Genomic DNA, 23,307 nt, shown 5'->3' on the forward strand with positions numbered 1-23,307 from the left:
GCGGAAAGAAGAAAGGAAAATCTGGCGGCATCCTTGCGATTCATTCCACAAGCGCGTCCGGCTGTTATCGTTGCCCCCGACCGAGAGACTCCGGGAATAATGGCTATCGCTTGCGATATGCCGATTAATATTGAATCTTTAATTGTTACTTTGTTTATATCTTTTATTTTCCCCGCATATTTATCGACTAAAAATAAAATGAGTCCCATAACCGCCAAAGTAAAAGCGATAAGCAAAGGACTGCGAAAAACCGTTTCCGCTTTGCTTTCGAAGAGAACTCCGAATATTACACCTGGTATAGTCGCGATAATAATCAGCCAAAGTAAGTTTGTATTTTGCAAATAACTGTTGGCATCAGGCAAGTTCTTTTTATTTGGAAATTTAGATTTTGAAAATTTATTGAAAATTGAAAATTGAAAATTGAAAATTATCTGCTTCCAGTCTTTCCAAAAAAATAATATTAAAGCTATTAGTGTTCCCACATGAAGGGCTACATCGAAACCTAATCCCGGATCTTTCCAATTGAAAAAATAAGGAATAATAGCAAGATGCGCCGTCGAAGAAATTGGGAGAAATTCTCCCAAACCCTGGACTATACCCAAAATTATTGATTGAAAAACGGTCATAAATTAAAAAAATAATAAAATTAAAAATACTTTTTAATGGCTTCGAATTCATCTTCCCGCTCAGGATGAAAAGTTATTTCAACCGTTCCTATCGGCAACTCGTTCAAAAATTTTGGAAAATCTTTGATCCAATCGAAGCTAACCAGATAATCCGATGACTCAATGCCATCTTTCGCCAAATATCTCGTATCGGTTTTTCTGAAAACAGCAAGAATTTGTTTTACTCCGTTCATTTTTCCCAAAAATCCCTTCTTCCCGCATCGAACAAAAGGAATGGAATATTTTTTTGCTAGTGCTGCCGCTGCCTTAAAATAACTCGGATAATAATGGATATGCTGATGGGAGTTTATTCCGTCAGGATGTCTTCCGACTATTTCTTTAAATTTGTTTATTTGTTCTTCCCATTCTTTTTCTACTATGCTTGCGCTTATTTGTCCGCCAATATATCGAGCTAAAAATAATGCCGACCGTTTTATTATTCCCTCCTTAAACTTTCTTGGCTGCGAAAATTTTTCCGTTATATTCAGATGAATATCCAATTTCATTCCAGAATGAAGAAGTTTATTAATTTCTTCCTGAGGCAAAATTCCATTGGTCATAATAGCCACTCTGTCGATTTTTCCAGATTCGGCCAATTTCAAAATATTTCTATTGGCTAATTCGCTAATTCCAAAATCATCCGCCGTCGCTATTATTTTTTTTCTTATATTTTCATCCATAACTTGATATTATCACAGAAAAAGTTAAACAAAAAGCAGTATTAAATTACTGCAATTAACTGTCATAAAATAAAATTTTAAAAGGAATTTCGTAGCCAGGACTAGCTATCATATGCTTTTATAAAATATTTAACTCCTGCTAAGCAATTAGAATTCCGTTAACCACGCGATCTAATTTCTTTTAAAATTTTATTTTATGACATAACAACCCAATAAATTTTATTCCCATCCTTTCGCTTCCAATCCATTTTTCGCCGCCTCTCTCTGCGCCTCTTGTTTTGAATTTCCCTCTCCTTTGGCTATTAGCTCGTCATTCAAAAAAACTCCGACTACAAAATGTTTGTCATGATCAGGACCCTTTTCCTCCAGAACTCTATACATAGGCGTTACCTTAACCACATCTTGAGATCTTTCCTGAAAATAACTCTTGGGATCCATATATGATTTGCTTTCCAGAACAGAATCCAGGCTTACAACAATATTTTTCAAAATAAAATCTTTCGCTTTATCGTATCCTTGATCCAAATAGATGGCTCCGATAATCGCCTCCATAGCATTCGCCATCAAATATTGTCTGGCTCTTCCTGTATCTTTGGCTTCGCCTTTACTCATCATCAAAAATTCTTCCACTCCCAATTTTTTGGAAATTCCTGCCAGATTTTCTCCGTTAACTAAAGCCGCTCTCCAGCTAGTCAGTTCCCCTTCCGGATTTTTATAATTATTATATAAATATTCTGTGACGATAAGTTCCAAAACAGCATCGCCAAGAAATTCCAGCCGTTCATTGTGCTCTAGCTTGTAATCTCTATGTTCATTAAGATATGAACGATGAGTAAGCGCCTGCTGGAGTAAGTTAATGTTTTTGAATTCAACTCCTATTATTTTTGCCAGTTTTTCGATCATATCCGGAAAAATTATTATTTATTCTCTGACTCTTTTTTATCCTCAGACTTTTTTTCTTTATTTTTACTTTCATCATTTTTCATCGGTTCTCCCATTTCCCGATAAATTGTTCCCAGTACTCCGTTTATGAATCTGGCTGAGCTTTCTCCTCCGAATGTTTTAGCTAATTCAATTGCCTCATTTATGGCTACTTTTGGAGGAACTTCTTCATAGTTTCCAAATATTAGCTCGTAAATTCCCAGCCTTAGAATATTTCTGTCCACCGCCGTTATCTGGCTAATCGGCCATTCCGGAGCGCATTTCTCAATCATTTCGTCTATCTTCTCCCTGTTTTTGATTGTTCCGCTGACCAAAGATTCAATAAAATCGTTTTCTTCTATTCCTGGAGCAAATTCTCTAATATTTCTCTGAATAATTTCTTCTTTCTTTTCTTTTTCTCCGCCCCGAAAATCCCACTCAAAGAGCGACTGCATTGCTACTGAACGTTGAAGGTGCCTGTTTGCCATTGTTGCCTGCAAGGCACGAGCAGCTGCAACAATGAGCATCCCGTACCAATTCTATATTATAATTTTATTTTAAATTTTGACTAAAGCCGAAGGCGAATCCGAGCACTGAACTTTCAACAATAATAAGCTCTATTGGAATTGGTACTGGGAGGCCATACCGCTATTTTTTAGACTTCTTTTTCTCAATTTTCTTTAAAGTATTCACTACTTCTCTTCCTTTATAATATCCGCATTTTTTGCAAACTATATGAGGAAGAATCGGACTTCCGCATTTTGGACATTCTCGAGTAGCTTTTGGTTTGACCGCAAATCTTCCTCTCTTTCGATCTCTTCGCTGCTTGGTGTGGCGTTGTTTTGGAACAGACATAAATGTAAGTTCAAAGTTCAAAGTTCAAAGTTCAAAATAAGTTATTTTATTTCAAGCCTTAATCTTCGAGCTTATAAATATTAAATAAATAACAATATTAACTTATCATCATTTCCCCTTTTTGACAAGGGTTTTCACTGGTTCGAAGGTTTTGCGATGGATTTTGCAAGGGCCGACTTTCAGAAGAGCATCAACGTGAAACTTTGTTCCATAGCCTTTGTGTTTATCAAAACCGTACTGCGGATATTTTTTATGCAGTTCTTTCATCATTCTGTCTCTGGTCACTTTGGCCACTATTGAAGCGGCGGAGATTGATTTTACGATTTTATCGCCTCCCACTATCGCCCTTTGATCCATTGAAAAATTCGGGATTTTCTTATTGCCATCGACCAGGATTATAGATTTGAGAATTGAAATTTGAGCTTTGCGAGCTAACTCATTAAGAGCTTTTTTCATTGCCAAAAAACTGGCTTCCAAAATATTCATCCTATCAATTGTCTCGTGATCGCAGAGTCCAACGCCAACAAAAAAATTCTCTTGGATGAAATCAAACAGCCCCTCACGCTGTTTTTCTGATAGCATCTTAGAATCACGAATCAGCTCTATATTTTTAATAAAGTTTTTGTCATTGGAAATTTTATCATTGGAAATTGTTTGAAAATTAGAAATTGAAAATTTAAAATTCCTATATATTACAGCGCAAGCCACGACTGGTCCGGCAAGAGGTCCTCTTCCCACTTCATCAATCCCAATCACAAAATCATACCCCTTGGATAATAGTTCGTTTTCTATATCAAAGCTTGACTTTATCATAAGTTATAGTAGAATTTCTCTTATGTTTTCTATTCTAGCATAGAGGGGGTAAGTATTGAAAAAGATAATCAGAGACAATGGCAGAAAAGGCTGGAATACAACAAAAAACTTCTTCAAAATGATCAGCGGAAATAAAAAGAAGTATATACCGCTTATAGTAATCTTCCTGTTTGTTCCTTACGGAATAACAGTAGGCGCGGTATTAGTCAGAGACTATCATAAGCAAAAAGAAAGAAAGGAGGAATCTGAGGAGGAACCAATATCAGTTGGAACCTCCTTTTTCATTTCCCCAAATATGCTATAATAGATTCACGATAAATCTATCTTGCAAAGCCCAGAGGGCAACCCGGGGGATGAAGATAGGAAAAATATATGAAAGTTTTATTTGAAAAAAATAGATTTTGTTTTATATCAAGCCTTGCTTTTCATAGCAAAGGCTTTTAAATTTTCAATTTTCAAATACCAATTTTCAATAAATTTTCAATTTTCCAATTATTTAATTTTCAAACATTGAAAATTGAGCCATTGCGATTTGATTGAAAATTGAAAATTGTGAATTGAAAATTTTAATCTAAAAAATACTACACAATTAATATTATGCCAAAATTCACCCATTTACACGTCCACAGCCACTATAGCCTCCTTGATGGTCTGGCCAAAATAGACGACTTGCTTGATCGCGCCAAGGAGCTAGGAATGGATTCGCTCGCCCTAACCGACCATGGGGTTTTGTATGGGGCTGTGGAATTTTTTATTAAGGCTAAAGCCAAAGGAATAAAACCAATTATTGGATGCGAGATGTATGTGGCGCCAGGCGGATTGCAAAACAAAAATAATACCAATATTGATAAAACTAGAAATCATCTGATTCTCCTTGTCAAAGATGAAGTTGGCTACAAAAATCTGATGAAACTTATTTCCATCGCCCATTTAGAAGGTTTTTACTACAAGCCGAGAATTGACCGAGAAACTCTCAAAAAATATTCTGGCGGTCTTGTGGCGCTTAGCGCCTGTACTGAAGGAGAGGTTCCTTCTGCCATTATCAACGGAAAATACGATGAAGCCAAAAAACTGGCCGGGGAATATGAAAATATTTTTGGAAAAGGAAATTTTTTTCTGGAAATTCAAGATCATCCGCAATATAAAAATCAGCAGATCGCCAATGAGGGATTGATTGCAATATCTAAGGAGACTGGCATACCTCTGGTCGCAACCAGTGACATTCACTATGTAAACAAGGACGACAATTCTGCGCAGGATATTTTGCTCTGCATTCAAACCAACCGGAAAGTTTTTGAAAAAGATCGGATGAATCTGATGGCTTTTGATTTGTCGCTCCGCACTCCGGAGGAAATGGAAAAATCTTTTGGGCATATTCCTGGAGCCATCGAAAATACCCAGGTCGTCTCAGATAAATGCAACTTTGAAATAAAGCTGGGAGAAACTCAATTGCCTCATTATGATGTTCCGGAAGGTTTTACCGATAAAACATATTTGCGAAAATTAGTTGAAGAAGGACTTCAAAAAAGATTTGGCGATGACATAACTTCAGTGCAAACCGAGAGAATGGAATATGAACTTTCGGTAATTGAAAAAACCGGATTTGTTTCCTACTTTCTCATTGTCCAGGACTTCGTAAACTGGGCCAAAAATCAGGGAATTGTCGTCGGACCGGGAAGAGGAAGCGCTGCCGGAAGTTTCATTTCCTATCTCATTGGAATAACCAATATCGATCCGATAAAATATAATTTGCTCTTTGAAAGATTTTTAAATCCGGAAAGAATCTCGATGCCCGATGTTGATATGGACTTTGCTGACGATCGACGAGACGACGTTTTGAATTACGTCCGCAAAAAATACGGCGATGATCATGTAGCCCAGATCATTACTTTCGGAACTATGGCTGCTCGCGCTGCCATCCGGGACACCGGAAGAGCCTTGGGATATCCCTACGAACTTTGCGACAAAACTTCGAAAATGATTCCAATGTTTTCAACAATTGAAGAAGCAGTTGATCAAGTGGTGGAACTGCGAGAAGCTTATCAAAAAGATCCGTCCGTGAAAAAACTGATTGACAGCGCCAAAAAATTGGAAGGAGTGGCGCGCCATGCTTCGATGCATGCCTGCGGAGTAGTAATTACCAAAAATCCCGTTACGGAATATTCTCCGCTTCAAAGAATAATCGGAAAAACAGAAGGAACAGTGACCCAATATTCTTCCTCCACCAAATCCAGCTATGTGGAAAAAATCGGACTCCTGAAGATGGACTTTTTGGGACTCAAAAACCTTACTATTATGCAAAATACCCTGAAAATAGTCCGCAAAACCAGAGGAATGGATATCAACATTGACGACATCCCGCCGGATGATGAAGAGACTTTCAAACTCCTCCAAGATGCCAAGACCACCGGAGTATTCCAGTTGGAAAGCACTGGGATGAAAAGATATTTAAAACAGCTAAAACCAACTGTTTTTGAAGATATTATCGCAATGGTGGCTCTTTATCGTCCGGGACCGATGGATTGGATTCCTAATTTTATCGCCGGAAAGCATGGAACCAGAAAAATAAATTATCTTCATCCTAAACTCGAACCGATTCTGGAAAATACTTATGGAGTAGCGGTTTATCAGGAACAGATTATGCAAATTGCGAGAGACTTGGCCGGATTCACGCTGGGAGAAGCGGATGTTCTGCGAAAAGCAATGGGAAAAAAGATCTCCCAACTCATTAAAGAACAGAAAATAAAGTTTGTGGAAGGATGTATCAAGCATGAAATCAATGAAAAAATAGCGGACAAGGTTTTTGCTTTTATCGAACCTTTTGCCGGATATGGATTTAATAGATCCCATGCAGCTTGTTATGCGCTCATTGGATATCAAACTGCTTATCTTAAGGCGCATTATCCGGCTGAATTTATGGCTGCCCTTCTCACTTCCGACCAAAATGATATCGACCGGGTTGCCATTGAAGTTTTTGAATGCCAAGAAATCGGAATTGAGGTTTTGCCGCCGAATATTAACGAAAGTTTTGAAGACTTTGCGGTAGTAAAAGATGAAAAAGGAAACGGACTTATTCGTTTTGGACTGAATGCCATCAAGAATGTCGGATCGACTGTGGCTCGTGAAATTGTCTCCGAAAGAAAAATTGGAGGAAAATACAAAACCATTGCTGACCTTCTGGAAAGAGTGACCACCAAGGATCTCAACAAAAAATCTCTGGAAGCTCTCATTAAAGTCGGCGCTCTGGAAGAACTTGGAGAAAGAAACCAACATCTAGCCAGCCTCGAAAATATTTTGAACTATTCCAAGAGCATCCAAAAAAACAAGAATTCCAATCAGGTAAGTTTGTTTGGAATCGAAACTCTTGCTCCGGGGTCGGTGCAAATGGTTGACTCTCAGAGCGCAACCAAAAAAGAAATGCTCTCTTGGGAAAAAGAACTTTTGGGATTATATGTCAGCGGACATCCGGCTGAAGATTATCAAAACTATTTCGATAAGATGGCTGTCCCGATAAGCAGTATTGAAAAAGGAATGGTGGGGACAAAAATAAGTTTGGGAGGAGTCATCACCAAGGTTCAGAAAATTTTTCTCAAAAGCCAAAAGACGATGGTCTTTGCCACCATCGAAGACCTGCGGGGAAGAATTGAGCTTTTGATCTTCCCGAAAATTTTGGAAACTTCGGAATCAACCTGGCAGGAAGACAAAGTGGTCGTGGCCAGCGGAACTCTTTCCGACAAAGACGGAAATTTCAAACTGCTGGTCGACAGCGCCAAAGAAATTAATCCGCAGGAACTGGAAAATTTCAAAAGAATCGAGGCCACGCGCCAAAAAAACGGAGCTTCCGAAGCAAATGGAAAATCAAAAATAATTATCACTCTTCCGGACAATGCCACCAAAGAAACTTTCAAAAAACTTTCCGAAATTTTTGACCAGTGCGAATCAGGTAGCGCCAAAGTGTATCTAAAAATAAAAGACTCAAAACTGGAAACTCCGTATTCAATAAAGTATGATCCTGAAATATTGAAAAGAATAAAAGAAGTTTCAGGTAGCAGCGAGATAAGGTTTATCTGAACCTTCACTCTTTACTTTTTCGTTGAATCGTGCAATAGTTTTTTTAGATTTCTATTCTAAAAAAGGAGGGAAAGTCATGCTGACCAATACCATAGGGATGCGCTTGCGAAACCTTGAAGCATCAGATCTGCCAAAAGATGACGAGATATTGAGCAATCTCATCATCAGGTTGAAAAAATGTCTAGAGGATGACAAGCGCCGGCCGGCCGATTGCGAGATACCGAGCTTTATGGCATCTGAACTCACAGTAGAAGTAGCCAAGGAAAAAGACGATTATTGCATGGGGACATATGATTCTTGCTATTTTATGGTCACGTGAGCACGTGAGCGAACGAGCCACCGCACCAAAACTCGCCCAGAATCTTGGACGAGTTTTTCTTTTAAAATTAATTTGCAGCCGACCTTTCGTCCGCAACAAAGAAAATTGTTCCCGAAGGAAGAATTGAAACTTATTAAAAATATTTTAGAGGCCTCTATGGGAGTCTTTATTTTTGTTGCTTTTTAATATAGTCCTTACTTAACAAAACCAGCTCTTTAAGTCTTCCATCCATAATCCCATCTAAATTCAAATGCTGGGGAAGAATACTGTCATTTTCAATGTCTTCGCTTCCAGAAGGCAAAATAAAGATATTTCCGCTTTTGGGGTCTCTTCCAAAAGCCACTTTCATCCCTTCATTCCTAAATCTCTCCACCAATTCATCTATTGGCGTAGCGTAGCCCGGATATTCTTCCTCTTCGGCTTTTAGCTTTGCGTAGTGCTCTGGATCAATTCCCGAAAAAGGAATCCTTTCATGAATTTCGCTAAGCTCTTTCGCTAAAGCGATCCTTTTTCTCTTTTGCTCTGCTCGCTCCTGTTCGTTGTTTTTCTCTTGAGGAACGGGAGGATTTCCAAAATTTTCATGCATAAATTTTTTATTATTTCTTACTTATTCCCAGCGTTTGAGCTTGGGAATGATTTCATTGGCCATTTTTTCAGCTTCTTCTCTCGACTTCCCCATCTTTCCGGCCATATTTACTAATTTTTGAATCATTTCCTCCTTGCTGGTTATTGAATCAGTAAAATCTCCGTCCTGAAAACAATACTGCAATATCTCCAATTTTTGCTTCCATCTTCATCGGTTCCAAAATCTTCATCTTTGGTCATCGGCATCGAACAGCTTTGACAGATTGACGTTTCTTTTTCCATATTTTTAAATTTAATTGTTTATTTCCTCCAATCGCTAATTTCTATTTTACCATGACCCTTGTCGACAATGGAAAGTTTTTGTTTTTCCTTCCAGCCGTATTTTTCAATGACCTCTTTGGGGATAGTTACAGAATAGCTATACGCCCCGTTTTTCTTCAATTTATGCACATTTTTTTCGTTTTTCATATTTTTTTTAAATTAACATTTATATATAATCTAAAAACTATAAGCTAAATACTAAAAGCTAATTTAGAGGCCTCTATAGGAGCTTCTATTTTTATCTAAGCGTCAAATTCATAAATTGAAGCGTTTTTGGGAGTATGCTTTACTTTTTCCTCCAAAAACAGAAAGTGAGCCATTTTTAGTATACCTCCATGCGCAACAATCAAAACTTTTTTATCAGAATAATCCTTTTTCAATTCTTTAATAAATCTTAAAAATCTCATTTTGACATCCTCGGCGCATTCTCCGCCATATGGCCGATAATCATATTCGAGCTCAAAATCCTTTTTTTTGAAATCAATTTTTCCTCCTCCAAATTTAAACATTTCCTCCCAGGTTTTTCCTGAGAGATCGCCATAATCACGTTCTATGATTTCTTCCCTTGCTATTACAGGCGTATTCATTTCTTTCGCTAAAATTTCAGCTGTTTGCGAGGCGCGCTTTAATGGCGAAGTAAAAAATAATATCAAAATCCTTGTCTATGCCACGCAACAATTCTTCGGCTTGCCTGATACCTTCTGAATTTAAGGGTTCATTTATCCTTTGCCCTTGAGCCTTTTTGGCTTTATTGGAATTAGTCTCTCCGTGTCTGACTATATAAATTTTCATTTATCCCAAGTTTAAATTATTAATTTTAGAGGTCTCTATAGTATCTTCTATTCTTGTCCCCAATCAATAAGCTCTGTAAATCTTAGATAAAAACCAAATGGATCAGCCATCCGGAAATCTTTCCAGATATGACCATGATCCTCAAGTTCTTTTAATTCGCGCACGATGTATTCCTTAAGATATTTCGACGCCCTTCCATATAGTTCATCAATATCGCCAGTTGTGATGGTTATTTCAGTCGCATATCCTCTTTTTGTTTCTTTGGGAAATTGTTTGAAAAATGACTGGCCATAGACTCTCTCGTCTCCGCCATAAAAGTTAAGCATGGTGCTTCCTAATTTATCCTCGCGAATCATCGTCAAATACCCCAGCTCTTTTTCGTTGGGCTTGTCATCCATACTGACTGCAAAACCGAGCTTGGAATAGAAATCCTTCACAATATCCAAATCGGGAACATGCATTTCTATGACTAAATTATTTTTTATAGGATTTTTCATATTTTTTAGAGGCCTCTATAGAAGCCTCTATTTTATTTTAACATAAATTTTATGCTTTTATATGCCATATCAATGGCAAAGTACAAAAAGGTTAACGCAAATATTTTAAATATAATCGGCACTACCCTAGGATTTGAAAGCATCTTTCTGAAACGAGAAAATATAATTGCAACTGCAACAGTAGAAACTAGCCATCCAATTTCAACAAGCATCAAAAATATGTATTGACCGAAATGAATCTTCTCGCTTAGCGATATTGCTCTTGGCACACAAACCGTTATCCAAAAAGTCCATAATACGCCATTAGCCATAATCATAGCTGATATTTTACCCAAACTGAAATGAACTTTTTCATCGCTGTCAATTCTTTTCACTTTCCATATTGAAATAGCAATCCAGATAAGAATGCCCGCTCCAATAAATGATATGCCACTGAAAACAGCATCTGAAAAACCCAACGATGAAAGAATTAGCAAACTTAACAATGCCACAACAGTTTCTGTGAACATCGCCCAAAAGATAATCCTCAGGCTTTTGAAAAAACCAGATTGTAGGATTTCAGTAAAAGTAGCAGTTAAAACTGGTCCTGGGATTACTCCGCCAATCAATCCTAGAATTAATGCACTTGCTATCTCGTTATTCATATTTAAACTTTATAAATTATTATCTAAAAGCTATAAGCTAAATGCTAAAAGCTAATTTAGAGGTCCCTATAGAAGCCTCTATTTTACCACTTCAACAGCTGAAGCATTTTTTGCGGCCATTGTATGTTTCCTTTTTTAATCTCTCCGTGAAAATATTTTATCATTATTTGTTTCACTTCATCGGTAAAATGACAATGTCTTATTTCCGGCCAAAATTCTTTATAAAATAATCCTATGTTGTCGTGCTTTAAATCACAAGCGCCGCCATTTGGATCTTTTTCGATAAACAGAATGCGACTGATGTGACTGGTAACGGATGCACCGAGGCACTGTATACATGGTTCAAGCGTGCTATAAAGCGACACGGTTTTCCCTTGTTCGAAGGCATCATGAATAAGCTTTCCGTTTTTAATTATCAAATTATTTTCCGCATGGCTAACGAATGATTTTTGTTTATTTATTTCGTTTCCAGCCACATCAATTATCTCATCTCCAATAGACAAGACAGCACCAACCGGATAATTTCCCTCCGCATAAGTTTCGCCAGCGACTTTGATGGCCGTAGCAAAACATTGTTTATCAAATTGAGTTAATTCTTTCATAATTTTTTAGAGGCCTCTATAGAAGCTTCTATTTTATTATTTCTTTTCGCTCCCCGGCTTTTCTCCCACTGTTTTCTAAATTCTTCCGAATCGACAATCAGAGATTCGAGCGTTCCGGAAGCGATTATTTTTCCTTTCTGGAAGAAATAAACTTTATCGAACAATGACAAGAGATGCAGGCGGTGGACGGAAGCAATGATGGTCTTCTCCGGAAATTCCTGGAAAATATTCTGGAAAATATTAAGTTCATTCTTCATATCCATTGAGCTGGTCGGCTCATCTAGCATTATTATCGATTTGTCTTTGCTGGCCATCAGTCCTCTCGCCAGCGCCAATCTTTGTTTTTCTCCTCCGCTCAGATTGACTCCTTTTTCAAAAATAAATGAATCCAAACCATTGGGAAGCTTTTCGACAACACTGGAAAAGCAAGCCATATCGGTAAATTTTTTGATCTCTCCTTTCGAATGATTTACTCCGATCGTAATGTTTTCTTCAATGGTAGTTGAAAATATTTCTGGGTCCTGAGGGATGAGAGAGATGCTATCGCTGATCGCTTTAAACCCTTCTTTCAATATCCGTCCATCAACAAAGACTCTGGCTGCTTTCGGAACGTACAATTCCCGAATGATTTTGAGAAGCGTGGTTTTTCCGCTTCCGCTTTCTCCAATAAGAGCAATTCTTTCTCCGTTCCTGATGGACATCGAAATACCATCCAGATGAAGCTCGCCCTCATCTTCGCTATGATATGAGAAGCCAAGCGCCTCTATTTTTAATTCTTTCCAATCTTTTCCCAAGATTGATTCCTTAATTTCTTCGTCCTTAAAAAAATCATTGGCAATCTCTTCCGCATTCATCACAGCCGATTTCCGTTGCAGCATTTCTCCATACAGCTCAGCGAATCGGAAAAATATATCACTGATTTTATCAACATAGCCATAGAGGATAAAAAGTGTACCTACCAACACGACGCTTCCGCTCGCAACGCCTTGGTATATATATGACATCAATACCAAGGCAGTCATGGAAACCGAGCAACAAGAAACCAAGAACCATTTCGTTTCGTTGATTTTTTGGTTTTTATTGAACAATGAGAATGGCTCTTCGATTTTTTTGCTGATAGCCTTAGTTACCATTTTTTCTGCTCGAAGAAGAATAACTGTTGTAATATTACTGATAACATCAAATATTTTTTCCGTTATCTTGTTTTCAAATCCGAAAAGGATTTTATACTGCCTGACTAAAACTTTATCAAATCTCATTATTATAATAGCAGCCGTAAAAATCATAACAAATACGACAGGAAGAGAATAGATATTGAAATAAGCCAGGATAGTGATGGAAACTACCAGTCTTACGATAGCCTCTATCGTCATGAAAGTAGCCGAAGAAAAATCAAAAAGCGATCTAGTCCCTTTCTCTATTTTATCTATAGTATCACCAGAATGATGGTTTGAATGCCAATCCATCGGAAAATCCATCACTCCCTCCAAGAGATGATTCTTGTAATTCGCTCTGGCGATGAAAGCATTTCTAATTTCAATGCATCGGGCTGGTCCATGGAATGCCCAAAATGCCAGACTGATAATAACAGTGCTTCCCAAAAGTAAAAAAATATAATCCAGATTTCCGGCATTTACTCCCTGCTCTTGGATTATGTTGAATACCTTTCCTATAGCCAGGGGAACAAGGAGAGCTATTGAATTGCCTATCACAAAAAAAATGGCGTATAAGACTACGCTTTTGCGATTGCCCTTGGAATATTTCCACATCTTTTGGGCTAAGTATAAAGCTGGATTGTTTGGTAACTTCATGTTACTTCAATAATAACAAAAAAAACCGTTTTTTGCGACTTAACTCCATTATTTATGGACACTTTTTTGCCCGTTCATATTTTTGATTTAAATTCATAATTTTTGCTTCACAATTCACAACCTATAGAGGCCTCTATGGAAGCTTCTATTTAATTATTCCGCCTTTTTAATAACCTGCCTCCTGGAAACACAAACAAGAACGACTGCCATATTTAGTACAAGACTCATTGCGAGATAGGTAACCGTTAGCACGTTGTATTCGGCGATTGCCAAAAGGGATAATATATCGACAACCGACATGATTGCCCAAAAAGAAATGGTTTCGCTCCAAGGATCTTTAAAGGATTTTCGAAGGGTGGGGATATATCCTGATCCATCGATTGCCGAAACCATCAGCAAAGCAAGGATCGGATTATCGAGCTGCCACCAAATCACAATGGCAATGAGTGCCAATGCCAGGACTATTTTATCGCTTCTGGTGATGTCCTTTGTCCCAAACTTGAATGAAAGCAAGAAAATAGTGAATAGAAGAACCATTCCGACGATCAAACTGAAGCTTCCGAATTTACCTCCTCCGTATATCCCTGAGTGATTAGCCAAATCAACCAAGTATACAGATGAGGTTTTGTTTTCCTATTAAAGATATCCCTAAAGTATGGGATGAAACCCAAAAAAGTAAGCACTGTTGCAATGATAGCAATAATAAATTTGTAATTCGTAAATTCTAACATTTAATACTGAGCTAATTTTTATTTAGAGGCCTCTATAGAGGCTTCTATTTTATTTTACCACTTCTGCTCCCAATAACCATAGCATGTCAATTTTCATAAAAAAGCCAGCCTTTTAGGGCTGGCTCTTAAAAAATAATTTCTTCGGTCGCAATTGAAATACTTTTTCTTATGCTCCGTGGGTAATATCATTCAGCTATCGAAATTCTATATCCAACGACATCATAAGTCATTTCGCATGCACGAACGAAATATTGAATTATTTTTTTGTTTTTTTCTCATGCTCATGCTGTGTCAAAACGCTTGCGGCAAGCCTTCTGACATTAGAGTTTTTTGACTTCATCAGCTTTGCAGCCAATTGCGCCATTTCTCTGCTTGATTTTTCTTTTGGCATTTATTTTTTGTTAATTTATTTAAACTCCATCGGCATCGACCAACTTGCCGACTCTTGTTATCACTTTTCTTTCTTAGGAGATTCAATTCGTCTTTTTTTCGTATCTTCTATTTTTTGGCTTAATTGTATTTTTTTATAATTTATATCTAATTGCCCAGCTTGTTCAGTTGTATATTGTGGAGGATTTAATGAAAGATGAAATTCAGTTCCCTCTCCTAATTCCTTAATTAATTCCGTCGTAGCTATTACTAGCTTAGTTTGAAGAGACTCATTTGATTCTCCGTTTGTTTCCTTTATCTTCTCTTCAACTAATGTTTTAATTTCTTTCTTTATAAACTCTTTCAGCCATCTATTTTCAAAATCATCGAATTCCAATGTTTTACCTTTTTCCAGGGATAATTTGGCAGTTTCATAGCTTATTTTTGCTTCCATTGATTTGAAATATTCTGCTTTAGTTTTAAAATATTCTTGGGCTATTTTTAGACAGGCAATAAAATATGGATATGTATACATTCCGACTATATACATTTCATACCAATTGGTACCTCTATCAAATTTTTTAAATTCAAACTGTCCGTCTATTTGGAATTTTTTGAATAAACTTGAAATTTGATTATTAAAATCGGATAAATCCTCGAGTGTTTCTATTTTTTTTGGCAATTTAATATTAATGACCTGCTCTTTTTGGGATACAATTATTGTCGACAGCAAAGAATAAAAAATTGGCATTTTTTCGTTAACACGACTCACGAAAGAATTTAATTTATTAAAATCCTCTGCGGGGAGAACCAAGGATAGACTATCCTTTGGATATTTATCAAATAATTGCTCTGATATTTCATTCTTCTGAATATCATTCCAATCCATCATAGAAACTGCCTCGAGGGCGTCTATAATTTCTCTATAATTTAAGACTTTTTGTGCTTGACCTCCATACAAGTCTTCATTTTTAATCGTTAATTTTTTGTCATCTGAAATAACCCTATCAATCTTTTGCTTTATTTCTCCTAGGCGCATAATATTTTTAAAACTTAATAATTAATATCATTGTTTGCTTTAATAACAAAAAAGGAAATTGAAAAATACACGCGAGTCGCGGCATACTTTCCAATTTCCTCTTGAAAAAACAAAATTTAATTATTTAGTTTTTGGATTTGGTCCTTTTCAGTTTGTCGGACAAATCATAAATTTTCAGTTCTTTGTGTTTCTGTTTGTTTTGAAATAATGATACACCAAATGAGTCCTGTTGTCAAGCACAAAAGCATCATTTTTAATGCTTTTTTACCAATCCTTATGCCCCACTTCCTTGAGTCTCTTTTTCGCATTATTCACAAACTTTCCGAAACTTCGGGATTTTTCTTTTTTCTCAAGCCTGGTCATTTCATAATGCTCGGATTCGTTTTTGAGGTTGATGTAATTTGAATACCGGCCTTTGTCCAATTGGCCTGACTCGACAGCTTCCAGTACCGCGCAGCCGGGTTCGTGGGTGTGCGTGCAATCAGCATATTTGCACTTTTCGGCAAGAGCTGTTATTTCATCAAATAAGTTTTCGATGCCGGCGCTTGTGTCCGCCATTCCCACTTCCCGCACTCCGGGATTATCAATCACAATTCCTCCATTTTCCAAAAAATACATTTCCCTTCCGGTAGTAGCATGCTTGCCTCGGCCTGAAAGCGTTCCGATCTCTTCGGTTTTGATAATTTCTTCTCCCAAAAGCTTATTGATGAGCGACGATTTGCCGACGCCGGATGAACCCAGAAAACAATAAGTTTTGCCTTTGGCGATATATTTTTTGAGCTCCGCCAAACCTTCTTGGGTCAAGGTACTGGTCGCGATGACATCAGCATCCTTTAGCCGGTTTTTTATTTCAGCTATTTTCACATCCAATTCTTCTTGGGAAATTAGATCTATTTTATTAAGAATGACTGCGGACTTGATACCTCCGTCTCTCGCAATGGCAAAATATCTTTCAATACGGTTCAGGTTGTAATCCCGGTCGACCGACTCAATCACAAAAGCCACGTCGATATTCGCCGCGATGATCTGGGTTTCATTCTTTCCGCTGGATTTTCTTTTCATCACCGTTCTCCTTGGCAGCATTTTATGGATGACGGCGCGCTCTTTGTCTGCTTCTGTGATCGCCACCCAGTCGCCGACCGCCGGAAAATCCTCTCTTCCCGTCGCTTCAAACTTTTGCTTCCCCGTTATCGTTGCCAGAAATTCTCCTTTCGCGTTCCTGACTTTATATGATCCTCTATGCTGGGCGACTACCCGCGCCACCTCGAAATCATCCAATCCGAGTTTTGTTCGATTGGATTCAAAAAATTCATCCCATCCCAAATCTTCAATTTTCATTTCTGGTTCCATATATTTTTTAGAGGCCTCCATAGAAGCCTCTATTTTTCTGTTGGATATTTAACCGTTTTTCCTCTTTTAATCCTATCACTCCTATTTTTAAAAACAAGCCATTACAAAATTGACCAAAATCGATATTTTCGATATTATAATAAGTGAAACAGTAGATGGATTAACCGCCCATCGACCACGTAAGAACCGAAATCGGCTAACGTGGTAAAGCTTCCGCAAGCTACTGGCGTCATAGGTGCAAAAAGCGTTCGCCGAAGAGGCGAAAATTTGGGTGGAACCGCGAGGAATAAAAAGAGGCCTCGTCCCAAAGTATAGTTATTTTCTATATTTTTGGACGGGCCTTTTTACTTATCCGCAACTTCATACTCATACACCTCTGAATTCGCCTCCTTTCCGAATTCATTAGCCGGTTGGTCGCTTCCGTTGCATTTCTCGTCATAGGCTGTACTTTCTTCACTCTGACGATGATACAGCTTCTTTGTTTCCCTTGCTACGGGCAACAGCCTATCGCAAAGATTGCAAAAGAACCACTTTGTCTCCATAACCTCTTTTTCTTTCATCGAAACACCTCCTTATAATATTGTGAAAGAATTATATCAGTAAAAGTGCTAAAATAGAAATATAAATTAATCATATAAACCTTAATCAAAATTTATGTCAACAAAAAACAACCTCGAGACCATTCGCCACTCATTAGCTCATGTTCTGGCTACTGCCGTCCTAGAAATGTTTCCGGAAGCGAAATTCGGAACCGGACCAGCCACCGAAAACGGATTCTTCTACGATTTTGATTTGCCGAGAACTCTCATTCCCGAAGATTTGCCGATTTTGGAAGAAAAAATGAGAGAGATAATAAAGGCTGATTACAAAATAGAAGAAGCAAGTGCAGAAATTAAAAAAGCGGAGGATGATTTCGCGAAAGCCCAGCAACCTTATAAAGTCGAATTGATTAATGATTTGAGAGAAGCTGGGGAGAAAAAAGTTTGCCTGTATAAAATCAATGGGTTTGTCGATTTATGCAAAGGACCGCATCTTGATTCCACCGGAAAAATAGATCCCCAGTCTTTCCAGCTTTCCAGAATCTCCGGAGTGTATTGGAAAAGCGATGAAAAAAATAAACAGCTTCAGAGAATCTATGGCTTGGCTTTTGAAAACAAAAATGAACTGAAAGAATATTTGAAGCAGATGGAAGAAGCGGAAAAAAGAGACCATCGAAAACTAGGAAAAGAATTAGATCTCTTTTGCTTTTCAGATCTGGTCGGACCGGGACTTCCTCTTTTTACTCCCAAAGGAACAATTATTATCGATGAATTACAAAGAGAAGTGGAAAAAATCTGCCGCGGCTATGGATTTCAAAAGGTAAAGACGCCTTGTTTAACTAAAATAGATTTATACGAAATTTCCGGACACGCTCAAAAATTTTCCGAAGAACTATTTCACGTCACTTCCAGGCATAAGCAAAATTATGTTATGAGACCGGTTCAGTGCCCTCATCAGATTCAAATTTTCGCTTCAAAACCCCGCTCTTATCGCGATTTGCCTATCCGCTATATGGAATCAGAGAAGCAATACCGCGCTGAAAAACCGGGAGAAATTAGCGGACTTAGCCGCGTTATCGCCATTACGGTTGAAGATGGACATACTTTTTGCAAAGTTGACCAGGTCAAAGATGAAATAAAAAATATGGTTAACATAATACGAGATTTCTATTCTTCTTTGGGAATGTGGAAAAATAATTGGATTTCACTTTCCGTAAGAGATTACGCTCATCCGGAAAAATATATTGGAGAAACAAGCGACTGGGATGAATGTGAAAAAATATTACAAGAAGTTTCGGATGAAATGAATCTCAACGCAAAAAGATGCGAGGGAGAAGCCGCTCTTTATGGACCAAAATTGGATTTTATGTTTAAAGACGCGCTAGGGAAAGAAATTCAAATCCCGACAGTTCAGATTGATTTCGCCACTCCGAAAAGGTTTAATATGGTTTATACTGATGAAAAAGGAAACAAAGTTAATCCGGTAATGGTTCATCGGGCTATTCTAGGATCTTATGAAAGATTCTTGGCGCTCCTCATTGAACACTTTGCCGGCGCTTTCCCGCTTTGGCTTTCTCCGATTCAAGTGGAAATTATTCCGGTTTCGGAAAAATTTAATGATTATGGAAACAAAATTCTGGAAGAATTAAAACAAAATAATATCCGCGCGGAAATTGACGACTCCGACGAATCGCTGGGAAAAAGAATCAGAAACGCCGAAAAACAAAAAATCCCATACATTTTGGTAGTCGGAGAAAAAGAAGAAAAATCTGAATCCGTCGCAGTGCGTTCCAGAGACAGCAAAGAGCAAACCGTCTTGAAATCTCCAGAATTTATTGAAAGTATTAGGAAAGAAATAGGGGAGAAGAAATGATCAACTTTGTCATTCCTGCGAAAGCAGGAATCTACACTTGCGAATATTTCCAGCTTTATTCTATATTGTATAATCTTGCGTTAATCGATTCCGTAGATTCCTGGTCAAGCCAGGAATGACAAAAAATTAAAGCGGGCGATTCCATTCGGAACCGTCCGCTTCTTCTTACTCAATCATCTCTCCTCCAAGGAACTCAAAAGCATTCGCAAGCTTTTGATATTCCCTGGCTATTTCCACTTTAGTCAAAACCGCCCATTGGAGAACATCCTCGTAGCTGACAGCCTCACGTTGAACGTGCTCATCTTTCTTTTTGAGCAACAGAAAAGAAAAACCTTTAGAAGTTATATCGCGCAATATACCTTCTTTTCTTTGCCCGTCTCGCATCTTGAAAAATATCAGGACATCCGCTCCATCCACATTACAAGAATGGCCAAATGCTTCCCGCAAAGCATCTTCAGAAATCGGCACTGTCGAATAATTCATTTTGATCACCTCCTTCGCCTTTTCGGCTGAAATTTGATTAACCGTTCTTATCTTTGAAGACCGAAGGAACTATCCTGTTCCAATTGTTTTTTCCATGAACCATATCGATTGACACTTCCTTGGGAGGCCAATGAAATGATCCATACATCAATTTTTTGCTATCAGGATCTACATAAACGATCCCGGTATCAATGTCAGCCAGACCTCCTTCAGGAAAGAACCTCTTCCGTTGCCAATATTCCCCTTCTTTTGGAGTAATTTTTTTTGCCATCACGATCCTCCTTCGCATTTTCGGCTAGTTTTTTTCTTTTATTTCTTTAAGAAGCCTTCACCTCATTCTTTATTCTGGAAACAAAAAAGACCATCCACAGCAAAAACAAAGCCATGGCTCCCAGTGCTATTCCAACGAAAACGTCTACAGTAGACAACGGGTAATGAAAAAAAATAGCAATGGAAGATAAGATAGAATAAGCCATAATAGCAATCATCGCAACAATGCCGATTTGCAATTGTCTGAACTTATTCTTGTTACTCTTCACAACAGCTATAACAAAAATTATCATACCCATTGCAAGCAACACTATTCCTTTTGAAGCTACCCCCAAGAGCCACCCTCCAAAGAAAAAATTATATAGCATCATATCGTCCCCCTTTCGCCTTTTCGGCTGAAATGATTAACCCTTGATTTCAGGGCTTGTTTCCGTTATGATTTACTATGATCTTATATCAAAGAACAGTAATGAAATATTACATCAAAACCTTCGGCTGTCAAATGAATATCAGTGATTCGGAAAGAATTGCGAGCTTTTTGGAATCGCAAAAGTTTAAGCCGGCAAAAAGTATCAATGAAGCCAATTTGGTTGTTTTCAACACTTGCGGAGTGCGCCAAATGGCCGAAGACCGGGTTTATGGACAAGTGCATAATCTTAGAATTAAGAATCATGAATCAAGAATTAAGGTTGTTTTGACCGGATGTCTTGCTCATCGCAAAGATGTTCAGAGAAGATTAAAGGATAAAGTTGATATATTTTTTGAAATTAATAATTTTAATAAATTTGAAAATTGGATAATTGAAAATTTTTTGAAAATTGAAAATTGTAAATTGAAAATTTTTTGAAAATTGAAAATTGTAAATTGAAAATTTCGGCACAAAATAATACGCCAAGCCAAGAAAATATCGCTTATCTCTCCATCCACCCCAAACATATAAATACTCATGAAGCTTTTGTGCCGATAATGACCGGCTGCAACAATTTCTGTTCCTATTGCGTGGTTCCCTATGCCAGAGGAAGAGAAGTTTCAAGACCGGCAGAAGAAGTTATAAGAGAAATTAAAGGATTAATTAAAAAAGGCTATAAAGAAATAATATTACTGGGCCAAAATGTGAACTCTTATGTTTCCCCTCTCCCCCCAACCCCCTCTCCCTCTGGGAGAGGGTGGGGTGAGGGCGCTAATTTTTCAGAATTATTAAAAAAGATTAACGCTATTCCAGGAAATTTTTGGATCAGTTTCGTCAGTAATCATCCCAAAGACTTTTCTGATGAACTAATTAAAACTGCCACGAAATTAAAGAAAGTCTGCGAATACATTCATCTTCCCATCCAAGCCGGAGACGACAAGATTCTTCAAAAAATGAACCGAAAATATACAGCCAAACAGTATTTGCAATTAATAAATAAGCTAAAAAAATCTTTTAAGCTTTATAAGCCTGGAGCTTTATATTCAATCACTTCCGACATAATCGTCGGCTTTCCTAGTGAAACGAAAAAACAACTTGAAAAATCGGCTGAAGTGATGAAAAAAGTGAAATATGATATGGTATATTTCGGTCAATTTTCGCCAAGACCGGAAACAGCCGCCTGGAAAATGAAAGATAATGTGTCCAAACAAGAAAAATCCCGAAGAGAAAACTATCTCAATGAAATTCTCAAAAAAACATCTTTTAAAAATAACCAAAAATATCTAGATAAAACACTTGAAGTTTTGGTAGATCGTATCGAAGTCGGACTTCGATACGGAAGTCCGACTTCAGAATATGTCTATTTCGGACGAACCCGAACGATGAAAAATGTTAAAATAATTTCTAAAAGAAAAAGTTTGGTTGGAAAAATTGTGAAAGTGAAAATAATTAAAGCAAACATATGGAACCTAGAGGCAGAAATAAAATAATTGTAATACTTGGTCCAACTAGTTCCGGAAAATCGGAGGTAGCGATTAGGCTTGCCCGAAAATATGACGGTGAAATAATTTCCGCCGATAGCCGGCAAATTTATCGCGGAATGGATGTGGGAACAGGCAAGATTTCAAAAGCTCAGCAGAAATTAGCAAAACATTGGCTAATTGATATTATTGACCCAAAAACTGAATATAATGTTTTCAAATTCAAGAAGGAAGCTAATTGCGTAATTAATTACTTACATAAAAAAAATAAAATTCCCATAATTTGCGGAGGAACCGGATTTTGGATTAAAGCGATTGTCGATGATGTTGATTTCCCGGAAGTGAAACCGAATTTAGAATTAAGAAAGAGGCTTGAGAAAGAAAACACGGAAAAATTATTCAAAATGCTTCAGAAATTGGATCCGGAAAGAGTAAATAATATCGACGCTAAAAACAAAGTGCGCCTAATCCGAGCGATTGAAATTTGCAAAGCGATTGGAAAAGTTCCTCCTCTCCCCCCAACCCCCTCTCCCTCCGGGAGAGGGTGGGGTGAGGGAAATATCAAATACGATTTTATCCAAATCGGCATTGATATCCCTAAGGAAAAACTTCATCAAAATATTAAAAAACGTCTGGAAAAACGTTTTAAACAAGGAATGATTGAGGAGGTTAAAAAACTCCGAAAATCAGGCTTGAGCTGGAAAAAAATTCAATCTTTCGGACTGGGATATTTCTGGATTCCTTTATTTTTACAAGGAAAAATAGACAAGAAAGAACTTTTTGAAAAAGTTTATCAAGCGGAAAAAGATTATGCCAAGCGTCAAATGACTTGGTTCAAAAAAGACAAAAGGATTGTTTGGTTAAAAAATTATAAAGAGATTGAAAAAGAAATTAAAAAAAATATTTTATAAAATGATGAGAGCCGGAAAGTCAATGCTATTCCGGCTCTTTTGTTGTTGATGTTATCTTTCCCAATCCACCTCTTGGTAAAAACGTGGATGAAGGAAAGCGCCTACTGGGATATTTGGATCCCCGCCGCATCCAGGACACAAACCACTTGGCATATCTTTTGAAGATACTGCTTTGAGCACGGATTCTGATTTTATCCAAGAAGAAAACCCTCCCTCGTTAACCAAAATTTCCCCGCACTTACATCTCGCTAAAAATTCCGGCCATTTTGCTGACAT

Annotated in this window: 32 protein-coding genes; 7 read left to right on the forward strand and 25 right to left on the reverse strand. The window is 37.6% G+C overall.

Annotation, left to right across the window (positions count from 1 at the left end; translation table 11 throughout):
* The 6 genes from WC906_02145 to WC906_02170 all read right to left on the reverse strand — a co-directional run.
* Window positions 1-626 (reverse strand): undecaprenyl-diphosphate phosphatase (locus WC906_02145; GenBank protein MFA5777215.1); only part of this gene is annotated, 626 nt, incomplete at its 3' end.
* A gap of 20 nt (window positions 627-646) precedes the next feature.
* Window positions 647-1,345 (reverse strand): ChbG/HpnK family deacetylase, encoded by a 699-nt coding sequence (locus WC906_02150; protein ID MFA5777216.1) that lies wholly within the window; start codon window positions 1,343-1,345, stop codon window positions 647-649.
* Between the two features lie 219 nt (window positions 1,346-1,564).
* A complete protein-coding gene (gene rnc / locus WC906_02155; protein ID MFA5777217.1) occupies window positions 1,565-2,248 on the reverse strand; it encodes a ribonuclease III in 684 nt (227 codons plus the stop codon).
* Window positions 2,249-2,262: 14 nt separating this feature from the next.
* Window positions 2,263-2,793: a transcription antitermination factor NusB gene (gene nusB / locus WC906_02160; protein ID MFA5777218.1), complete on the reverse strand. Its 531-nt coding sequence runs from the start codon at window positions 2,791-2,793 to the stop codon at window positions 2,263-2,265.
* Between the two features lie 121 nt (window positions 2,794-2,914).
* Entirely contained in the window at window positions 2,915-3,121 is a 207-nt protein-coding gene (rpmF, locus tag WC906_02165) for a 50S ribosomal protein L32 (protein MFA5777219.1), read from the reverse strand.
* A gap of 108 nt (window positions 3,122-3,229) precedes the next feature.
* A complete protein-coding gene (locus tag WC906_02170) occupies window positions 3,230-3,934 on the reverse strand; it encodes a ribonuclease HII (protein MFA5777220.1) in 705 nt (234 codons plus the stop codon).
* Between the two features lie 55 nt (window positions 3,935-3,989).
* On the opposite strand from WC906_02170, the gene WC906_02175 reads away from it, so the two are divergent.
* The 3 genes from WC906_02175 to WC906_02185 all read left to right on the forward strand — a co-directional run bounded on the left by WC906_02175 (window position 3,990) and on the right by WC906_02185 (window position 8,324).
* Entirely contained in the window at window positions 3,990-4,238 is a 249-nt protein-coding gene (locus WC906_02175) for a hypothetical protein (GenBank protein ID MFA5777221.1), read from the forward strand.
* Between the two features lie 293 nt (window positions 4,239-4,531).
* On the forward strand, window positions 4,532-8,005 hold the full coding sequence (locus WC906_02180) for a DNA polymerase III subunit alpha (GenBank protein ID MFA5777222.1): 3,474 nt from the start codon (window positions 4,532-4,534) through the stop codon (window positions 8,003-8,005).
* A gap of 76 nt (window positions 8,006-8,081) precedes the next feature.
* On the forward strand, window positions 8,082-8,324 hold the full coding sequence (locus WC906_02185; GenBank protein MFA5777223.1) for a hypothetical protein: 243 nt from the start codon (window positions 8,082-8,084) through the stop codon (window positions 8,322-8,324).
* A gap of 166 nt (window positions 8,325-8,490) precedes the next feature.
* Here the strand turns inward: WC906_02185 and WC906_02190 are convergent, their stop codons facing one another.
* The 15 genes from WC906_02190 to WC906_02260 all read right to left on the reverse strand — a co-directional run bounded on the left by WC906_02190 (window position 8,491) and on the right by WC906_02260 (window position 17,625).
* Complete coding sequence (locus tag WC906_02190) at window positions 8,491-8,910, reverse strand: hypothetical protein (protein ID MFA5777224.1); 420 nt, start codon at window positions 8,908-8,910, stop codon at window positions 8,491-8,493.
* A gap of 21 nt (window positions 8,911-8,931) precedes the next feature.
* Entirely contained in the window at window positions 8,932-9,093 is a 162-nt protein-coding gene (locus WC906_02195; GenBank protein MFA5777225.1) for a zinc ribbon domain-containing protein, read from the reverse strand.
* Window positions 9,051-9,191 (reverse strand): zinc ribbon domain-containing protein, encoded by a 141-nt coding sequence (locus WC906_02200; GenBank protein MFA5777226.1) that lies wholly within the window; start codon window positions 9,189-9,191, stop codon window positions 9,051-9,053. Before WC906_02200 ends, WC906_02195 begins: the two co-directional genes overlap by 43 nt.
* Before the next feature lie 18 nt (window positions 9,192-9,209).
* Window positions 9,210-9,377, reverse strand: a complete 168-nt coding sequence (locus tag WC906_02205) for an AbrB/MazE/SpoVT family DNA-binding domain-containing protein (GenBank protein MFA5777227.1) — start codon at window positions 9,375-9,377, stop codon at window positions 9,210-9,212.
* A 95-nt stretch (window positions 9,378-9,472) separates the two neighbouring features.
* Window positions 9,473-9,817: a histidine phosphatase family protein gene (locus WC906_02210; protein ID MFA5777228.1), complete on the reverse strand. Its 345-nt coding sequence runs from the start codon at window positions 9,815-9,817 to the stop codon at window positions 9,473-9,475.
* Between the two features lie 16 nt (window positions 9,818-9,833).
* A complete protein-coding gene (locus tag WC906_02215; protein ID MFA5777229.1) occupies window positions 9,834-10,022 on the reverse strand; it encodes a phosphoglycerate mutase family protein in 189 nt (62 codons plus the stop codon).
* Window positions 10,023-10,069: 47 nt separating this feature from the next.
* Entirely contained in the window at window positions 10,070-10,519 is a 450-nt protein-coding gene (locus WC906_02220) for a hypothetical protein (protein ID MFA5777230.1), read from the reverse strand.
* 32 nt (window positions 10,520-10,551) lie between these two features.
* Window positions 10,552-11,163 (reverse strand): LysE family transporter, encoded by a 612-nt coding sequence (locus tag WC906_02225; protein ID MFA5777231.1) that lies wholly within the window; start codon window positions 11,161-11,163, stop codon window positions 10,552-10,554.
* 83 nt (window positions 11,164-11,246) lie between these two features.
* On the reverse strand, window positions 11,247-11,765 hold the full coding sequence (locus WC906_02230) for a nucleoside deaminase (GenBank protein MFA5777232.1): 519 nt from the start codon (window positions 11,763-11,765) through the stop codon (window positions 11,247-11,249).
* A complete protein-coding gene (locus tag WC906_02235) occupies window positions 11,762-13,576 on the reverse strand; it encodes an ABC transporter ATP-binding protein (protein MFA5777233.1) in 1,815 nt (604 codons plus the stop codon). The genes WC906_02230 and WC906_02235 overlap by 4 nt, the downstream gene beginning before the upstream one ends.
* Before the next feature lie 153 nt (window positions 13,577-13,729).
* The gene (locus WC906_02240) at window positions 13,730-14,176 is read right to left on the reverse strand and encodes a hypothetical protein (protein MFA5777234.1); all 447 of its coding nucleotides are present in this window, start codon (window positions 14,174-14,176) and stop codon (window positions 13,730-13,732) included.
* A 387-nt stretch (window positions 14,177-14,563) separates the two neighbouring features.
* Window positions 14,564-14,698, reverse strand: a complete 135-nt coding sequence (locus WC906_02245; GenBank protein ID MFA5777235.1) for a hypothetical protein — start codon at window positions 14,696-14,698, stop codon at window positions 14,564-14,566.
* A gap of 60 nt (window positions 14,699-14,758) precedes the next feature.
* Window positions 14,759-15,715, reverse strand: coding sequence for a hypothetical protein (locus WC906_02250; GenBank protein ID MFA5777236.1), 957 nt, complete (start codon window positions 15,713-15,715; stop codon window positions 14,759-14,761).
* A 264-nt stretch (window positions 15,716-15,979) separates the two neighbouring features.
* Entirely contained in the window at window positions 15,980-17,065 is a 1,086-nt protein-coding gene (gene rsgA / locus WC906_02255) for a ribosome small subunit-dependent GTPase A (protein MFA5777237.1), read from the reverse strand.
* Window positions 17,066-17,409: 344 nt separating this feature from the next.
* Window positions 17,410-17,625 (reverse strand): hypothetical protein, encoded by a 216-nt coding sequence (locus WC906_02260; protein MFA5777238.1) that lies wholly within the window; start codon window positions 17,623-17,625, stop codon window positions 17,410-17,412.
* A 94-nt stretch (window positions 17,626-17,719) separates the two neighbouring features.
* On the opposite strand from WC906_02260, the gene thrS reads away from it, so the two are divergent.
* Complete coding sequence (thrS, locus tag WC906_02265; protein MFA5777239.1) at window positions 17,720-19,477, forward strand: threonine--tRNA ligase; 1,758 nt, start codon at window positions 17,720-17,722, stop codon at window positions 19,475-19,477.
* A gap of 165 nt (window positions 19,478-19,642) precedes the next feature.
* Here thrS and WC906_02270 read toward each other — a convergent pair whose 3' ends face one another.
* The 3 genes from WC906_02270 to WC906_02280 are packed head-to-tail and all read right to left on the reverse strand — an operon-like array spanning window position 19,643 to window position 20,601.
* Complete coding sequence (locus WC906_02270; GenBank protein MFA5777240.1) at window positions 19,643-19,960, reverse strand: hypothetical protein; 318 nt, start codon at window positions 19,958-19,960, stop codon at window positions 19,643-19,645.
* A gap of 37 nt (window positions 19,961-19,997) precedes the next feature.
* On the reverse strand, window positions 19,998-20,231 hold the full coding sequence (locus tag WC906_02275; GenBank protein MFA5777241.1) for a hypothetical protein: 234 nt from the start codon (window positions 20,229-20,231) through the stop codon (window positions 19,998-20,000).
* 46 nt (window positions 20,232-20,277) lie between these two features.
* Window positions 20,278-20,601: a hypothetical protein gene (locus WC906_02280; protein MFA5777242.1), complete on the reverse strand. Its 324-nt coding sequence runs from the start codon at window positions 20,599-20,601 to the stop codon at window positions 20,278-20,280.
* Window positions 20,602-20,675: 74 nt separating this feature from the next.
* Here WC906_02280 and WC906_02285 point away from each other — a divergent pair, with 74 nt between their 5' ends.
* From WC906_02285 to miaA, 3 genes are read left to right on the forward strand one after another with little or no spacing between them, the layout of a single operon-like run.
* The gene (locus WC906_02285) at window positions 20,676-21,077 is read left to right on the forward strand and encodes a hypothetical protein (GenBank protein MFA5777243.1); all 402 of its coding nucleotides are present in this window, start codon (window positions 20,676-20,678) and stop codon (window positions 21,075-21,077) included.
* Window positions 21,074-22,129, forward strand: a complete 1,056-nt coding sequence (locus WC906_02290) for a MiaB/RimO family radical SAM methylthiotransferase (protein MFA5777244.1) — start codon at window positions 21,074-21,076, stop codon at window positions 22,127-22,129. The genes WC906_02285 and WC906_02290 overlap by 4 nt, the downstream gene beginning before the upstream one ends.
* Complete coding sequence (gene miaA, locus WC906_02295; GenBank protein ID MFA5777245.1) at window positions 22,102-23,031, forward strand: tRNA (adenosine(37)-N6)-dimethylallyltransferase MiaA; 930 nt, start codon at window positions 22,102-22,104, stop codon at window positions 23,029-23,031. Before WC906_02290 ends, miaA begins: the two co-directional genes overlap by 28 nt.
* Window positions 23,032-23,082: 51 nt before the next feature.
* Here miaA and WC906_02300 read toward each other — a convergent pair whose 3' ends face one another.
* A complete protein-coding gene (locus tag WC906_02300) occupies window positions 23,083-23,307 on the reverse strand; it encodes a hypothetical protein (GenBank protein MFA5777246.1) in 225 nt (74 codons plus the stop codon).

It is taken from the genome of Parcubacteria group bacterium (assembly GCA_041657845.1).
Taxonomy (GTDB): domain Bacteria; phylum Patescibacteriota; class Minisyncoccia; order Moranbacterales; family JAKLHP01; genus JAKLHP01.

Excerpts from the sequence above, each read along its gene's own strand:
- WC906_02245 (MFA5777235.1), bottom strand. The coding sequence starts at position 14,698 with ATGCCAAAAGAAAAATCAAGCAGAGAAATGGCGCAATTGGCTGCAAAG.
- WC906_02225 (MFA5777231.1), bottom strand. The coding sequence starts at position 11,163 with ATGAATAACGAGATAGCAAGTGCATTAATTCTAGGATTGATTGGCGGA.
- WC906_02285 (MFA5777243.1), top strand. The coding sequence starts at position 20,676 with ATGATCTTATATCAAAGAACAGTAATGAAATATTACATCAAAACCTTC.
- WC906_02260 (MFA5777238.1), bottom strand. The coding sequence starts at position 17,625 with ATGAAAGAAAAAGAGGTTATGGAGACAAAGTGGTTCTTTTGCAATCTT.
- WC906_02205 (MFA5777227.1), bottom strand. The coding sequence starts at position 9,377 with ATGAAAAACGAAAAAAATGTGCATAAATTGAAGAAAAACGGGGCGTAT.
- WC906_02220 (MFA5777230.1), bottom strand. The coding sequence starts at position 10,519 with ATGAAAAATCCTATAAAAAATAATTTAGTCATAGAAATGCATGTTCCC.
- WC906_02230 (MFA5777232.1), bottom strand. The coding sequence starts at position 11,765 with ATGAAAGAATTAACTCAATTTGATAAACAATGTTTTGCTACGGCCATC.
- WC906_02270 (MFA5777240.1), bottom strand. The coding sequence starts at position 19,960 with ATGAATTATTCGACAGTGCCGATTTCTGAAGATGCTTTGCGGGAAGCA.
- WC906_02200 (MFA5777226.1), bottom strand. The coding sequence starts at position 9,191 with ATGGAAAAAGAAACGTCAATCTGTCAAAGCTGTTCGATGCCGATGACC.
- WC906_02280 (MFA5777242.1), bottom strand. The coding sequence starts at position 20,601 with ATGATGCTATATAATTTTTTCTTTGGAGGGTGGCTCTTGGGGGTAGCT.
- WC906_02235 (MFA5777233.1), bottom strand. The coding sequence starts at position 13,576 with ATGAAGTTACCAAACAATCCAGCTTTATACTTAGCCCAAAAGATGTGG.
- WC906_02150 (MFA5777216.1), bottom strand. The coding sequence starts at position 1,345 with ATGGATGAAAATATAAGAAAAAAAATAATAGCGACGGCGGATGATTTT.
- WC906_02180 (MFA5777222.1), top strand. The coding sequence starts at position 4,532 with ATGCCAAAATTCACCCATTTACACGTCCACAGCCACTATAGCCTCCTT.
- miaA (MFA5777245.1), top strand. The coding sequence starts at position 22,102 with ATGGAACCTAGAGGCAGAAATAAAATAATTGTAATACTTGGTCCAACT.
- WC906_02275 (MFA5777241.1), bottom strand. The coding sequence starts at position 20,231 with ATGGCAAAAAAAATTACTCCAAAAGAAGGGGAATATTGGCAACGGAAG.
- rnc (MFA5777217.1), bottom strand. The coding sequence starts at position 2,248 with ATGATCGAAAAACTGGCAAAAATAATAGGAGTTGAATTCAAAAACATT.
- thrS (MFA5777239.1), top strand. The coding sequence starts at position 17,720 with ATGTCAACAAAAAACAACCTCGAGACCATTCGCCACTCATTAGCTCAT.
- WC906_02215 (MFA5777229.1), bottom strand. The coding sequence starts at position 10,022 with ATGAAAATTTATATAGTCAGACACGGAGAGACTAATTCCAATAAAGCC.
- WC906_02190 (MFA5777224.1), bottom strand. The coding sequence starts at position 8,910 with ATGCATGAAAATTTTGGAAATCCTCCCGTTCCTCAAGAGAAAAACAAC.
- WC906_02170 (MFA5777220.1), bottom strand. The coding sequence starts at position 3,934 with ATGATAAAGTCAAGCTTTGATATAGAAAACGAACTATTATCCAAGGGG.
- rpmF (MFA5777219.1), bottom strand. The coding sequence starts at position 3,121 with ATGTCTGTTCCAAAACAACGCCACACCAAGCAGCGAAGAGATCGAAAG.
- WC906_02250 (MFA5777236.1), bottom strand. The coding sequence starts at position 15,715 with ATGCGCCTAGGAGAAATAAAGCAAAAGATTGATAGGGTTATTTCAGAT.
- WC906_02185 (MFA5777223.1), top strand. The coding sequence starts at position 8,082 with ATGCTGACCAATACCATAGGGATGCGCTTGCGAAACCTTGAAGCATCA.
- WC906_02210 (MFA5777228.1), bottom strand. The coding sequence starts at position 9,817 with ATGAATACGCCTGTAATAGCAAGGGAAGAAATCATAGAACGTGATTAT.
- rsgA (MFA5777237.1), bottom strand. The coding sequence starts at position 17,065 with ATGGAACCAGAAATGAAAATTGAAGATTTGGGATGGGATGAATTTTTT.
- WC906_02300 (MFA5777246.1), bottom strand. The coding sequence starts at position 23,307 with ATGTCAGCAAAATGGCCGGAATTTTTAGCGAGATGTAAGTGCGGGGAA.
- nusB (MFA5777218.1), bottom strand. The coding sequence starts at position 2,793 with ATGCTCATTGTTGCAGCTGCTCGTGCCTTGCAGGCAACAATGGCAAAC.